Source organism: Chenggangzhangella methanolivorans (assembly GCF_042648545.1).
Taxonomy (GTDB): Bacteria; Pseudomonadota; Alphaproteobacteria; order Rhizobiales; family Methylopilaceae; genus Methylopila; species Methylopila methanolivorans.
In genome coordinates, this window is sequence record NZ_JBHRXS010000006.1 from 486,009 (window position 1) to 499,790 (window position 13,782).

Sequence of the window (13,782 nt, forward strand, 5' to 3'; positions counted from 1 at the left end):
AGCGCGCACTCCGCTTCAGCCGCGCTCGCGCGCCGCCGTCACCGGGTCGGGGCGCGGACCCACATGGCCCGAAACCTCCTCGCCGGCGTCCGGGGCCATGCGGGCGAAGATGAACACCGACGCCGCCGAAATCAGTCCGATGATCGCGAAGGCGATCGGGAAGTCGCCCGCCTGAAGCGTCGCGCCGCCGCGCGCGGCGAGAATCGATTCGAGCGCGAGCGCCGCCACGCTGACGCCGACCGACAGCGACAATTGCTGGGCGACGCTTGCGAGGCTCGTGGCGCCGCTCATCCGCGCCTGGTCGACGTCGGCGTAGCCGAGCGCGTTCACGGCGGTGAACTGGAGCGAACGGAAGAAGCCGCCCACCAGCAGCGCGACCAGCATCAGGAACGCGGGCGTCGCCGGGGTGAACAGCGCCGGGACCGAGATCATCGATGCGGCGACGAGCGCGTTCGACACCATGACGGCGCGGAAGCCGAAGCGCTTGAGGATGGGCTTGGCGGTGAACTTCATCACCAGCGCGCCGAGCGCCGAGGCGAAGGTCAGCATGCCGGACTGGAACGGCGTCATGCCGAAGCCGAGCTGGAGCATCAGCGGCAGCAGGAAGGGCGCGGCCCCGATGCCGACGCGGAACAGCGAACCGCCGACGATCGCGGCTCGGAACGTCGGGATGCGGAACAGTTTCAGGTCGAGGATCGGGTGCTCCGCCGTCTCCGCGTGGCGCACGTAGAGCCAGATCGCGCCGGCCCCCACGCCAAGCATCGCGACGGCCGCCCAATGGGGCAGGGCGTCGAGGCCGAGCGCGGTCGAGCCCGACACCACCGTGGCGAGGCCGAAGCCGGACAGCAGAAAGCCTTTCGTGTCGAAGGGGGTCCGTTCCTCGGCGCGCACGTCCGGGATGAACAGCGTCGCGAGCACGAGGCCAAGCGCTGCGATCGGCAGGTTGATCCAAAAGATCCAGCGCCAGGAGAAATAGGTGGTGATGAAGCCGCCGACCGGGGGGCCGAGCACCGGGCCGATCAGCGCCGGGATGGTGAGCCAGGCGAGCGAGCCGACGAGCTCCGACTTCGGCACGGTGCGAAGGATCACGAGGCGTCCGACCGGCACCATCATGGCGCCGCCCATGCCCTGGACGATGCGGGCCGCGATGATCTCGGGCATCGAGGAGGAGAAGCCCGCAAGCGCCGACCCGAGCGCGAACACGGCGATGGCGGCGCGGAAGACGAGCCGCGCGCCGAGCCGGTCCGCAAGCCAGCCGGACACGGGAATGAAGATCGCGAGGCTGAGCAGGTAGGAGGTCAGCGCGAGCTTGAGATCGATCGGGTTTTCCCCGAGCTCGCGCGCGATCTCCGGCAGCGAGGTCGCGAGCACGGTCGAGTCGAGGTTCTCCATGAACAGCGCGCAGGCGACGATCAGGGGAACGAGGATGCGCGCAGGCACGCGTGTGTTGGGGAAGGTGGGCATCGGACTGAGCGCGATATAGGGTTGCGCGCGGCGCCAACGACCCGCCGCCGCGCATGCCTGACGGTTGAATGGCGCAAGGACGGCGCTGCTCCGTCCGCCCCCTGCGCCATCGCGTCATTTGCGCCGCGTCATCGCCGTGCTAAAGGTCCGCGCCAACTTCCCCCAGCGGCGCTTTTCGCGCATCAGGGGCCGGACGCCGACGGGCGGCGCCGGGCGCATCACGCACATCTCGTGCGCGCGCACCCATCCGAGGAGGTCGGCCATGTCTCGCTTCGAAGAGGTCTTCGCCAGGGAAGCTCTCACCTTCGACGACGTGCTGCTTAGGCCTGGTCTGTCGGAAGTGATGCCCGGCGAGGCGGATCTGCGCTCGCGGGTCACGCGCACGATCTCGCTCAACATCCCGATCATTTCGTCCGCGATGGACACGGTGACGGAAGCCCGCCTCGCCATCGCCATGGCGCAGGCCGGCGGCATCGGGGTGATCCACCGCAACCTCGATCCCGAGCAGCAGGCCGCGGAAGTGCGGCAGGTGAAGAAGTTCGAGAGCGGCATGGTGGTGAACCCGGTCACCATCGCGCCGGACGCCACGCTCGCCGAAGCCTTCGACCTGATGAAGCGCAACAACATCTCGGGAATTCCCGTGACCGAGCGCACGGCGAACGGCCGTCCGGGCAAGCTCGTGGGCATCCTGACCAACCGCGATGTGCGCTTCGCCACCAATCCGCGCCAGCCGATCTCCGAGCTCATGACGCATGAGAACCTCGTGACGGTGCATGAGGGCGTGACCCAGGAGGAGGCCAAGCGCCTGCTCCACACCCACCGCATCGAGAAGCTGCTGGTGGTGGACGGCGACTACCACTGCGTCGGCCTGATCACGGTGAAGGACATCGAGAAGGCGGTCGCCAATCCGAACGCCAACAAGGACGCTCAGGGCCGCCTTCGCGTCGCCGCCGCCACCACCGTCGGCGACAAGGGTTTCGGACGCGCCGAGGCGCTGATCGACGCCGGCTGCGACCTCGTCGTGGTCGACACCGCCCATGGCCATTCCCAGCACGTGCTCGACGTCGTCGCCCGCATCAAGCGGCTCTCGAACGAGGTCCAGATCGTCGCCGGCAACGTCGCGACCGGCGACGCCACCCGCGCGCTGATCGATTCCGGCGCGGACGCCGTGAAGGTCGGCATCGGCCCGGGCTCGATCTGCACCACCCGCATCGTCGCGGGCGTCGGCGTGCCGCAGCTCACCGCCATCATGGAGGCGGTCGACGTCGCCAGGCGCGAGGACGTGCCGGTCATCGCCGACGGCGGCATCAAGTTCTCGGGCGACCTTGCGAAAGCCATCGCCGCCGGCGCGGACGCCGCCATGGTGGGCTCGCTGCTCGCCGGCACCGACGAGAGCCCCGGCGAGGTCTACCTCTACCAGGGCCGCTCCTATAAGTCGTATCGCGGCATGGGGTCGGTGGGCGCGATGGCGCAGGGGTCCGCCGACCGCTACTTCCAGGCCGAGGTCAACGACCGCCTGAAGCTTGTGCCGGAAGGCATCGAGGGGCAGGTGCCCTACAAGGGCCCGGTCGCGGCGGTCCTCCACCAGCTCGCCGGCGGCCTGCGCGCCGCCATGGGCTATGTGGGCGCGCCGACCATCTCCGAGCTTCACAGCCGCGCGCAGTTCGTCCGCATCTCGGGCGCGTCGCTGCGCGAAAGCCACGTCCACGACGTGACCATCACGCGCGAGAGCCCGAATTATCCGAGCGTGGCCTGAGGCGCGGCGATGACCGTCCAGGCGGTCCTCGCTCCGCTCTTCGCGCAGGTTCTGCTGACCTTCGTGCTGCTGGTCGCCATGGGGCGCGCGCGCATCGCGGCGGCGCGCGCCGGCGATGTGAAGGTCGGCCGCGGCTCGCCCCGCGGCTTCGCCTGGCCCGAAAAGGCCGCGAAGGTCTCGGATTGCTTTCACAACCAGCTCGAGCTGCCGCCGCTGTTCTACGCCGTGGTCACGCTCGCGCTGGTCACGAAAACCGCGGATCTCGTTTTCGTCGGCTTGTGCTGGGTGTTCGTCGCGCTTCGCTACCTGCACGCTTTCGAGCACGTCGGGACGAATCGGGTCCGCCGCCGGTTCAGCCTGTTTCTCGCAGGCGCCATCGCGCTTATGGCGCTCTGGATCTGGTTCGCTCTCAAAGTGTTCATCGGGCTCTAAGACGTCGTGCGGATCCCGTCTGTCCAAGGCCGGACTCAGGCGCTGCAACGCGTTAGTAGATATTTGTTGTCGTCCGACAATATTTCGGACGTCTGATCTCGGGTAAGTAAGAACCCTTAGGAGAGGATTTTCGGCGGCCTCGATGCTTGCCGCTCGAAAATCTCTTCAGCATTGTCCGCCCCCGTAAATCGGGGGAACGGATATGCGAGTGCCCAAGGCTGCGACCACTTTCCTGCTGTCGACCGTCGGAACGGCTGCGATGCTGGCGCTGTGCTGCGCAGGGGGCGCGGCGGCGGCGGACTTTCCGACCACGCCCAAGGCCCTGACGGCGCCGGCGGCCGGAACCTCCGACAGCAAGATCAGCGCGGTCGGAACCTCGAGCGGGCTTGTGGTCGCGTGGAACCGGTCTTCGGGAACCTCCGCCACCATCCTGATCCAGCGTTTCAAGGACGACGGTTCGGCGGTCGGCCAACCGCTGCAGCTTGACGGTCCGGGCTTCGTCGAAGGTCTGCCGACGCTGGTCGACCTCGGCCGCGGCAAGGTGGGCGTCGTCTGGAAGGGGCCGAACGCCTCCTTCAGCCCCTCGCTGAAGGGCGCGGTCTACGATGTGGCGACCGGCAAGATCGGGGCGATCACTCCCGTGCTTGCGTCTGGCGCCGCGAGCTACATCCACGATCTCGCGCTGCTGAAGAACGGCAAGGTCGCGGTCGTCACCCGCAGTTTCGCGACCGGCGGCGAGGACACCACGCTGATCAAGCTCGACGGCGCGATGAAGCCCGTCGGCGCGTCGCGCGTGGTGGAGGACGACGTCTCCGGACCGTTCGGCGCCGCGAGCTACGAGCAGACCGTGGTGGCAAACGGCTCGGGCGGCGTCGCGATCTTCCGCGCCTCGGACAGCCAGCTCAAGGGCGTGCCGTTCGACGGCGCGGGCAAGCCCGGAAAGCAGTTCCAGATCAACAGCACGACGATGCCCGCGCTCGACTTCTTCGCTTTCGCGCGCTTCACCGTGAAGGCCCAGCCCATATCCAATGGCGGATATGTGGTGACCTGGGTGGCCTACGACGCCGGCCAGCAGTTGCGGTTCGACGTCTACGCCCGCGTCTTCGACAGCAAGGGTAAGGCGGTCGGAAAGGACTTCGTCGTCCACCGCGACGTGTCCGGCGATCAGGCGGAGCCTGAGATCGTGGCGTTCGACAAGGGCTTCGGGATCGGCTGGCACAACGTCCAGGTGGTCGGCGGCTTCGCCACGCAGCGGATGCGGTTCTTCGACCCCGCCGGCAAGCCGCTGTCCGAGGATCTCGTGACGGAACGCTTCGGGATCGACGGTCCGAGCGAGATCGCCATCCCCAACAACAACACCGAACACGCGGTCCTGCCCAATGGCGACTTCCTGAAGCTGTTCGCAGCCAATGGCGGCATCTGGGGCGACCGGATCGCCGCGCTGGCCGTCGGAACGCCGAAGGGCGACAAGCTGGCCGCAAAGGCTGCGGCCGCCACGCTGCTCGCGCGCGAAGGCTCCGACGAGGTGAAGGGCGGCGACGGCGACGACCTGATCGACGGGGGCGAGGACGACGACGTCATCGTCGCCGGCGCGGGCGCCGACCAGATCGCGCCCGGCGGCGGGAACGACACGATCACGGGCGGGCCGGGCGCGGACGTCTTCATCTTCGCGCCGAAGGGCGGCAAGGACACGATCCTCGACTTCCAGTCGATCGACCGCGTCGACGCCTCCGCGTTTCATTACAACGGCCGCGAGGACGTCGTGGCGGCGGCCAAGCAGGTCGGAAAGGACGTGGTGATCACCCTCGTCGACCAGACCGATCCGAAGGGCGCGAGCGCGACCGTCCGGTTGAAGAAGTACAAGCTCGAGAACTTCACCTCCGCCAACGTCATCCAATAATCGCCGTCGCGCCGTCGGGGCTTGCAATCGGCGCGGCCCTCGTGCACCTCGCGGGGCTCGCTCCGGAGCCCCGCCGATGACCCCCGCCGCCCATGCGCAAGCCGCGATCGAGGTTTTGACCGAGATCGAGGAGCGACGCTCTCCCGCCGCCAAGGCGCTCAAGGACTGGGGCGCGGCGCATCGTTTCGCGGGCTCCGGCGACCGCGCGCGCATCGCGAGCCTGACTTATGACGCGCTTCGCCAGCGCGCCTCGATCGCCTGGCGGATGGGCTCCGACGCCCCGCGGGCGCTTGCGCTCGGGACGCTCGCCTTCGTGCGCGGGGTCACGGCCGACGGGCTCGCCGCGAGCTTTTCGGGCGACCGCCACGCTCCGGCGGCTCCCGACGAGGCCGAGCGCGCGGCGATCGCCGGCTGCTCGCTCGACGGCGCGCCGGCCCATGTCGCCGGCGACTATCCGGAGTGGCTCGACGCGGGGCTCGCCGAGGCGTTCGGCGACGATCGCGCGGCCGAGGGAGCCGCGCTCGCGCAGCGCGCGCCGCTCGATCTTCGGGTCAACGTGCTGAAAGGCGACCGTGACAAGGCGTTGGCGGCGTTGGCTCACCTCAACGCCGAAGCCACGCCGCTCTCCCCCTTCGGGCTCCGGGTCGCGCTCACCTCCGACGGCCGCGGCCCGCCCGTGCAGGCCGAGCCCGCCTTCCTCAAGGGCCTCGTCGAAGTGCAGGACGAAGGCTCGCAGCTCGCCGCGCTGCTGGCGGGCGCGGGCGTCGGCGAGCAGGTGGTGGATTTCTGCGCCGGCGCCGGCGGAAAGACCCTGGCGCTCGGCGCGCAGATGGACAATCGCGGCCAGCTCTACGCCCATGACAGCGACATCCGCCGGCTGGCGCCGATGCACGAGCGGGCCGAGCGCGCGGGGCTGCGCAATCTCCAGATCCGCTCGCCCCGCGGGGCGAAGGACGTGCTGGCCGATCTCGACGAGCGGGCCGATCTCGTGCTCGTCGACGCGCCCTGCACGGGGACGGGCACCTGGCGGCGCAATCCGGACGCCAAGTGGCGCATGCGCCCAGGCGCGCTCGAGCAGCGCATGATCGAGCAGGACGCCGCCCTCGACGCCGCCGCGCTTCTGGTGCGCCCCGGCGGGCGGCTCGTCTACGTCACCTGTTCGCTGCTGCCGCATGAGAACGGCGCGCGGGTCGCGGCCTTCCGCGAGCGGCGGCCCGATTTCGCGCCGAGGCCGGCGGCGGAGGCCGCCGCGGCTGTCGGCGCGCCGTCGCTTGCGGCCCATGCGACGGAGGACGGCGCGGCGTTCCTCTTCACCCCGCGGCGTTCCGGCACCGACGGCTTCTTCGTCGCGATCCTCACGCGCTCTTGACGCGGCCGCCCTCGGCGACATCTCCCACAGGACGGGCGAGCCGAGGGAATTCATGCGCACCATCAGAGGGTTTCTGGAGCTGATCGGCGTTCTGGTCGTGCTCGTCGCCGGGTACTGGATCTGGTACGCGAACTGGGGTCCGAACCCGAACGACCGGATCGGGACCACGGTGGCGGAGGTCCTGCCGCCCGCGTTCAAGAACTGGGGCTGCGGCAAGCTTTCGGCGCGCTTCGCCGCCGAGGCGCCGTCGGTCTGCAGCCCGGCCGCGTCGCCGACGAGCCCGCCCGCGACGCCGAACGCCGCGCCCGGAGAGCCGGCGTCGCCGGGCGGCGGACGGCTCTGACACGAGTCCGCGGCAAAAAACGACGGTTAGCTCTGCGCAGGCGCCGTTGCGGCGGCCCAAGGGTTCGGCGTACTGACTGCGCATGAGCGCCGCCCAAAATCACGACCGCATCCTCATCATCGACTTCGGCTCGCAGGTCACGCAGCTGATCGCGCGACGGGTGCGCGAGGCCGGCGTCTATTGCGAGATCACGCCGTTCAATCTCGCGGAGGAGACCTTCGCGACCTTCGGGGCCAAGGGCGTCATCCTTTCGGGCGGTCCGGCGTCGGTGGCGGACATCGGCACCCCGCGGGCCCCGCAGGCGGTCTTTGACGCCGGCATTCCGGTGCTCGGCATCTGCTACGGCCAGATGACCATGGCCGAACAGCTCGGCGGCTCGGTCGAGAGCGGCCATCACCGCGAGTTCGGCCGCGCCGACCTCAACGTCGTGGCGCCCTCGCGGCTCTTCACCGGCGTCTGGGAAGACAAGAGCAAGAACATCGTCTGGATGAGCCACGGCGACCGCATCGTCCGCATGCCGCCGGGCTTCCGCATCGTCGGCGTCTCGGAGAACGCGCCCTTCGCCGCGATCGCCGACGAGTCGAGGCACTATTACGGCCTGATGTTCCACCCCGAGGTCGTTCACACGCCCCAGGGCGGCAAGCTGCTGCAGAACTTCGTGCGCGACATCTGCGGCTGCTCGGGCGACTGGTCGATGGCCGCCTATCGCGACGAGGCGATCGAGAAGATCCGCAAACAGGTCGGCAAGGGCCGGGTGATCTGCGGCCTGTCGGGCGGCGTGGACTCGTCCGTCGCCGCGGTGCTGCTGCATGAGGCGATCGGCGACCAGCTCACCTGCGTGTTCGTCGACCAGGGGCTGATGCGCAAGGCCGAGGCCGAGGAGGTCGTCGGCCTGTTCCGCGGCCACTACAACATCCCGCTCGTCCATGTGGACGCGAGCGACATGTTCCTCAACGCGCTCTCGGGCGTCGAGGATCCAGAGGTCAAGCGCAAGACCATCGGGCGCCTGTTCATCGACGTGTTCGAGGACGAGGCCCGCAAGATCGGCGGCGCGGACTTCCTCGCGCAGGGAACGCTCTACCCCGACGTCATCGAGAGCGTCTCGTTCTCGGGCGGCCCCTCGGTCACGATCAAGTCGCACCACAACGTCGGCGGGCTGCCCGAACGCATGAACATGAAGCTCGTGGAGCCCTTGCGCGAGCTCTTCAAGGACGAGGTGAGGGCGCTCGGCCGTGAGCTCGGCCTGCCCGAGAGCTTCGTCGGCCGCCATCCCTTCCCGGGGCCGGGTCTGGCGATCCGCTGCCCGGGCGACATCACCCGCGAGAAGCTCGAGATCCTGCGCCAGGCCGACGCGATCTATCTCGACGAGATCCGCAAGGCGGGGCTCTATGACGAGATCTGGCAGGCCTTCGCGGTTCTGCTGCCGGTGAAGACCGTGGGCGTCATGGGCGACGGCCGCACCTACGAATATGTGCTGGCCTTGCGCGCCGTGACCTCGGTCGACGGCATGACCGCCGACTTCTACCCCTTCGACATGAATTTCCTCGGCCGCGCGGCGACCCGGATCATCAACGAGGTGAGGGGCGTCAACCGCGTGGTCTACGACGTGACCTCCAAGCCCCCCGGGACGATCGAGTGGGAGTGACGCCCGCGCGGGCGCTCGTTCAGACGTGACGCCGAGCGTCGCCGACGATCCGGACGACCGTCACGGGCACGGTTTCCCGTTCGGCAGCACGACCTCAGCGTCGGTCAGGATCGTGTAGGCGCCGCCGCCGCGCACGGGCCACGAGGCGACCTCGGACCATGTGAAGTCGAGGTTCAGGCCCTTGACGAACTTCGACGTCAGGCTTCCCAGCACCGGCCGGTAGGGCGTCCTGATCTCGGCGACGACGTATCTCGCCCCGAACCGCTTGAAGTTGTCCGGGACGTCGATGTCCGCGGCGAAACCGACCGAACGGGGTTTGGAGCCAGTCGTCCAGCTCGAGCAGACATAGGGAAGTCCGAGCTTTCCCGCATAGACGCCGACGGCCAAGACCCGGACCTCCTCCAGCGCGGACGCGTAGGGAGCCATGATCGGGACGGCGGAAGCGAAGATGTCGCGCAGGAGAGAGGCCGACATCGGGTTCTGGACGTCGCCCTGCGCCGTGAGATCGGCGATCGTGCGCGCGACCTGATTGACCTTGCGGCGATGGTCGATCGCGTTGACGAATTCGACGCAGCCGAGAAACAGCGCGATCAGAAGCGGCGCGAACAAAGCGAATTCGATCGCCGCGACGCCGCCGTCTTCCCGGGCGAACGACCGCCTTGATCGGGCCGAGGCGCGCCTCAGCATGACGCGCCCGACTGGTACTGTTCGACGCGGAACACGACGCTCGACTGGATGAGGGCGGCCCCGTCCGAAAAGCTCGAGAGCCCGAAGGACAGCGCCCGGACGAACAGCGGATATTTCAGCGCCGCCCGGATGACCGCGATGCTTCTGGGGCCGGGGCAGGCGTAGGACGTGCCGAAATTCTTCGCCCAGCCGCCCGAGGCGTCGAGCGCCGAGCCGCTTTGCGCGCCCGCGAACGCGCTGACGACCGAGACGTCGACTTTCATGTTCGCGCAGCTCAGCGAGAGGACCGACGCCTTGGCGCCTGAGCCGCACATCGACGAGCGAAGATTGGCGAGGATCGTCGCCGCGTCCTTGGCGTCGGCGTTGTCGGTCTGGAACGAGCCGGTGAGAACCGAGCGCGAGGCCGTCTGGAGCGAGGCCTCGAGGCTGTTGCGGGCCAGAAAGATCATGGCGAACTGGACGAGGCCGATCACCAAGACCACCAGCAGGCTGCTGATGATCGCGAATTCGACGGCGTAGCTTCCGTCCCGGGATCGCGCGAATGATCGCAGCGCCACCGTCGGCCGGAGACGCCCGATCACTTCGTCAGCCTCACCTGCGTGAACCGCTGGAAGATGCTGGTGAACGCCGCGCCCACCGAAGCCGTGGTCGACAGGTCCACGAACAGGTCGGCGGAGGTCGTGCAGGCCTTCAACTGGGGAACGATGTCGTCCCATCGCGTGCCGGGGCCGCCGATCAGGCTCGGGCTTCCGAGGGTGGCGTTGTAGCCCCAGTCCCAGGGCATCTTCAGATAAGGCGCGTAGAGCACGCCGATCGAGACGCTCGGGTCGATCTTGCGGCAGTCGTCCGGCGAGAACGGGACCACCTTCTTGCGGAGCGGGATGTTCCAAGACCACGTCCGATTGGGATCCTGCACGCCGTCAGTTGCGATGATGACGAGCTTTCGAGCGTCTTGAGCGCCGTCGCCGGATGCGCCGACCTCGTCGGAGAACTGGGCCATGATCTCGTTGAAATGCGTCGCGCCGTCGAATTCGCCGGAGGCGTCAGGGGCCTTCGGCAGATTGGTGGCCGCGGCGTTGAGCGTGGCCGTGATCGGAACGATCGTCTCGAGCGTGGTGCTGAAGCTGTGGACCGCGATCCTGATGCGCTTCGTCGAGGACGTCTGCGTCTTCAGCCAGGCGATGAAGTCGAGAATGCCGGCGTTGATCTCGTTGATGCGGAGAGTCACGCCGTTCGCGAGCGCCCATTCGAACGCATCGAGCTGGGTGTTCTTCACCTTGACGCCGTCATGACAGGCGAAGGCGCAGCCGAGGTTGGAGGTCAGCTTGTTGATGTCGGCCGTGGTGGCGCCGAGCGCCATCGAGCCGGAGACGTCGATCAGCAGATGGATGTCGACCATGGGCGACAGGTCGATCGCCGAGGCCGCCGTGCCGCCGATCGCGAACTTGTCGAACCCGATGATCTTCAGAAGAGACGCGGGCGTCGTCGACGTGTAGCTGCCTTCGACCGTGACCGTGCGGTTGTTCAGCTTGACCGTAAAGGTCGGCTTCGCCCCGACGGGGAGATTCGGAGCCGTGTTGAAGTAGTCGGTCGCCGCAGCCTTGGCGTTGGCGCGGATGGCCTTGTTGGTCAGATTCTTCGCGTCGTCCGACTGCGCCTGTTTCGCTCCGACGATGACGGCCGCGTCGAGCGCGTTGTTCAGTCGGGCCCGGTCGGCGATCGCCTTGCTGTAGTCGATGGCGCCTCCGGCGAGGCCTATCAGCGGCACGAGGGTCAAGGCGAACAGAACCGGAATCGATCCGCGGTTGTCCCGGCCTAACCTCCACCACGACGACATTCTGCCTGCTCACTCAAGCCAACCGCGTCCGACCCGCGCCTCCAGCGAGGCAAGTCGTCCGCGAGGCGGGATACGCAATAGGAGTTCGAGGCTGTTGCCGCTGAACTCTGCGTAGATGACGAATAGGCTCTTAGAAAAGATTAAATCTAGAAATATTAGTACAGATTACACTTTAAACCGTAAGTTGTATATTCTTGAGTTGGCGCGACGCAGGGGATGCTATTGGTGTTATTCAGTATCGTCGAGCCGCAACGGGTATATGTTCTGACGAGCCAAACCGGTGAGGTGTGCAGAAATACTTACGCCAGTCATGCGTTCATAACGGATGTGGTCTGCGACGGGCGGGGGCCAGCGCGATGACCAAAGGCCGACGGCGCCGCGCGCGCGCGGACCGGTTCGGCGCCCGCCCTGTCCGGACGGGCGCCGCGACCTTGAGGCTCCTTAGAGCTTCACCTCGTTGTCGACCGGCATCGGCGCTCCGCTCGGCGCCGCGACGCCGCCGGCCACGCCCGTGAGATCGGGCGAGGGGATCGACAGCTGCAGGGCGTCCGCGGTCTCCTTCCAGACCGAGGCGATCAGGACGGGATCGCCGTTGAGCTTCTTGCCGTAGCTCGGAACGATCGTCCGCAGCTTTCCGCTCCATGCGCCCTTCACCTGGTCGGGGAAAGCCTTCTCCAGCAGGCCGAGCATGATCGCGGGCGAGGTGGAGCCGCCGGGCGAGGCGCCGAGCAGCGCGGCGATCGAGCGGTCCTTGGCCATCACCACCTCGGTGCCGAGTTTCAGGACGCCGCCCTTCTTCGGGTCGTTGTAGATGATCTGGACGCGCTGGCCGGCCTGCCACAGGCGCCAGTCTTCGTCCTTGGCCTCCGGATAGTAGCGGCGAAGTTCGGTGAGCTGGGCGTCGTGGGACTGCACCAGCTGGCCGGCGAGATAATTGACGAGCGCGATCTCGTTCCAGCTCACCTGCAGCATCGACGACAGGTTCTCGATCGTCACCGAGTCCGGCAGGTCGAAATAGGAGCCGTTCTTGAGGAACTTGCTCGACCAGGTGGCGAACGGGCCGAACAGCAGCACGCGCTTGCCGTCGAGCACGCGGGTGTCGAGATGGGGCACCGACATGGGCGGCGATCCGACGTCGGCCTTGCCGTAGACCTTGGCGAGATGCCTGGCGGCGACCTCCTGGTTCTCGGTCACGAGGAACGAGCCGCCCACGGGGAAGCCCGCATAGGCCTTGGCCTCCTCGATGCCCGAAAGCTGCAGAAGCGGGAGCGCGGCGCCGCCGGCGCCGATGAACACGAAGCGCGCGTCGACCGTCTCGATCTTGGAGCCGTCCTCCGTGCCGAAGGCCGACACCCGCCAGGTTCCGCTCGGATTGCGGGTGATCGAGCGCACCTCAACGCCGGTTTTCAGCGTGAATGTCGGGTTCTTGGAAAGGCGCGCGAAGAACTGCCGCGTGATCTCGCCGAGATTGACGTCGGTGCCGAGCGGCGAGCGCGTCGCGACGAGGTTCGAGGTGTCCTCCCGGCCCTCCATCGCGAGCGGGATCCATTCGGCGATCTTGGCGGGATCGGTGGTGATCTCCATGCCGGCGAACAGCGGGCTGGCCTTGAGCGCCTCGACGCGCTTTGTGATGAACTCGACATTCTCCTCGCCCCAGCACAGGTTCATGTGCGGCGTCGAATTGATGAAGCTTCGCGGGTTCTCCAGAACGCCGGTCCGCGCCTGATGCGCCCAGAACTGGCGCGAGATCTGGAACTGCTCGTTGATGTCGATCGCGCGGGCGATCTGCACGTTCCCCTTGTCGTCCTCGGGCGTGTAGTTCAACTCGCAGAGCGCCGAGTGGCCGGTGCCGGCGTTGTTCCAGCCGTTCGAGCTCTCGTCGGCGACGTTCGACAGCCGTTCGAAGGTTTCGATCCGCCAGGTCGGCTCGAGCTCGGCGAGCATCACGCCGAGCGTCGCGCTCATGATGCCGCCGCCGATGAGAAGCACGTCCACGCTGCGGTCGGCGGTTTCGGCGCGATGCTGCTCTTCGGTCAGCCATCGGTAGGCGAAGAACGCCGCGCCGGCGCCGAGCGCTGTGCCGAGGAGGCGACGGCGCGTGATGGCGAGCGGCTTCGACGCCGCCTTGGCGCGCGAGGTTTCGTTTTCAGTCATGGGGAGCTCCGCGAAGGCTTTCGATGGCCGACGCGCGCTCGTAAACGAAGTCGTCGGTCAGATTTCTATAATCATTACAGCCACCTACAAGCGGCTCATACCAAAGTATCTATACCTGGGTCTGTTACGTGTCCAGATGTCGCCTCAATCAACCTATGCGGGAGCTCGCGACGGGCGTCGCATGAAAGCTCGAGC

12 protein-coding genes are annotated in these 13,782 nt (G+C 67.6%); 6 read left to right on the forward strand and 6 right to left on the reverse strand.

Features of this window, described 5'->3' with window-relative positions; all coding sequences use genetic code 11:
* Positions 1-15 precede the first annotated feature (15 nt).
* Together ACFOWB_RS13610 and ACFOWB_RS13615 are read right to left on the reverse strand one after the other, a co-directional pair.
* Positions 16-1,464, reverse strand: a complete 1,449-nt coding sequence (locus ACFOWB_RS13610) for an MFS transporter (protein WP_378147822.1) — start codon at positions 1,462-1,464, stop codon at positions 16-18.
* A 114-nt stretch (positions 1,465-1,578) separates the two neighbouring features.
* Positions 1,579-1,728 carry a hypothetical protein gene (locus ACFOWB_RS13615; protein ID WP_261402752.1) on the reverse strand — a complete coding sequence of 50 codons (150 nt, stop codon included), beginning with the start codon at positions 1,726-1,728 and terminating at the stop codon, positions 1,579-1,581.
* Between ACFOWB_RS13615 and guaB the strand changes: the two genes are divergently transcribed.
* The 6 genes from guaB (at position 1,727) to guaA (ending at position 8,909) form a co-directional block, all read left to right on the forward strand.
* Positions 1,727-3,220 carry an IMP dehydrogenase gene (gene guaB, locus ACFOWB_RS13620; RefSeq protein WP_261402753.1) on the forward strand — a complete coding sequence of 498 codons (1,494 nt, stop codon included), beginning with the start codon at positions 1,727-1,729 and terminating at the stop codon, positions 3,218-3,220. The two genes, ACFOWB_RS13615 and guaB, sit on opposite strands and share 2 nt — an antisense overlap.
* Before the next feature lie 9 nt (positions 3,221-3,229).
* Positions 3,230-3,652: an MAPEG family protein gene (locus ACFOWB_RS13625; protein ID WP_261402754.1), complete on the forward strand. Its 423-nt coding sequence runs from the start codon at positions 3,230-3,232 to the stop codon at positions 3,650-3,652.
* A 208-nt stretch (positions 3,653-3,860) separates the two neighbouring features.
* Positions 3,861-5,552: a hypothetical protein gene (locus ACFOWB_RS13630; RefSeq protein WP_378147825.1), complete on the forward strand. Its 1,692-nt coding sequence runs from the start codon at positions 3,861-3,863 to the stop codon at positions 5,550-5,552.
* Positions 5,553-5,628: 76 nt separating this feature from the next.
* A complete protein-coding gene (locus ACFOWB_RS13635; protein ID WP_261402757.1) occupies positions 5,629-6,921 on the forward strand; it encodes an RsmB/NOP family class I SAM-dependent RNA methyltransferase in 1,293 nt (430 codons plus the stop codon).
* 52 nt (positions 6,922-6,973) lie between these two features.
* Positions 6,974-7,264: a hypothetical protein gene (locus ACFOWB_RS13640; RefSeq protein ID WP_261402758.1), complete on the forward strand. Its 291-nt coding sequence runs from the start codon at positions 6,974-6,976 to the stop codon at positions 7,262-7,264.
* A gap of 82 nt (positions 7,265-7,346) precedes the next feature.
* The gene (gene guaA / locus ACFOWB_RS13645; protein WP_261402759.1) at positions 7,347-8,909 is read left to right on the forward strand and encodes a glutamine-hydrolyzing GMP synthase; all 1,563 of its coding nucleotides are present in this window, start codon (positions 7,347-7,349) and stop codon (positions 8,907-8,909) included.
* Between the two features lie 60 nt (positions 8,910-8,969).
* Here guaA and ACFOWB_RS13650 read toward each other — a convergent pair whose 3' ends face one another.
* From ACFOWB_RS13650 to mqo, 4 genes are all read right to left on the reverse strand, one after another.
* Positions 8,970-9,596 carry a TadE/TadG family type IV pilus assembly protein gene (locus ACFOWB_RS13650; RefSeq protein ID WP_261402760.1) on the reverse strand — a complete coding sequence of 209 codons (627 nt, stop codon included), beginning with the start codon at positions 9,594-9,596 and terminating at the stop codon, positions 8,970-8,972.
* Positions 9,590-10,177, reverse strand: a complete 588-nt coding sequence (locus ACFOWB_RS13655) for a TadE/TadG family type IV pilus assembly protein (RefSeq protein ID WP_261402761.1) — start codon at positions 10,175-10,177, stop codon at positions 9,590-9,592. The genes ACFOWB_RS13650 and ACFOWB_RS13655 overlap by 7 nt, the downstream gene beginning before the upstream one ends.
* Positions 10,174-11,433, reverse strand: a complete 1,260-nt coding sequence (locus tag ACFOWB_RS13660) for a pilus assembly protein (RefSeq protein WP_378147829.1) — start codon at positions 11,431-11,433, stop codon at positions 10,174-10,176. The genes ACFOWB_RS13655 and ACFOWB_RS13660 overlap by 4 nt, the downstream gene beginning before the upstream one ends.
* 441 nt (positions 11,434-11,874) lie before the next feature.
* Positions 11,875-13,587, reverse strand: a complete 1,713-nt coding sequence (gene mqo / locus ACFOWB_RS13665; protein ID WP_261402763.1) for a malate dehydrogenase (quinone) — start codon at positions 13,585-13,587, stop codon at positions 11,875-11,877.
* Positions 13,588-13,782 lie beyond the last annotated feature (195 nt).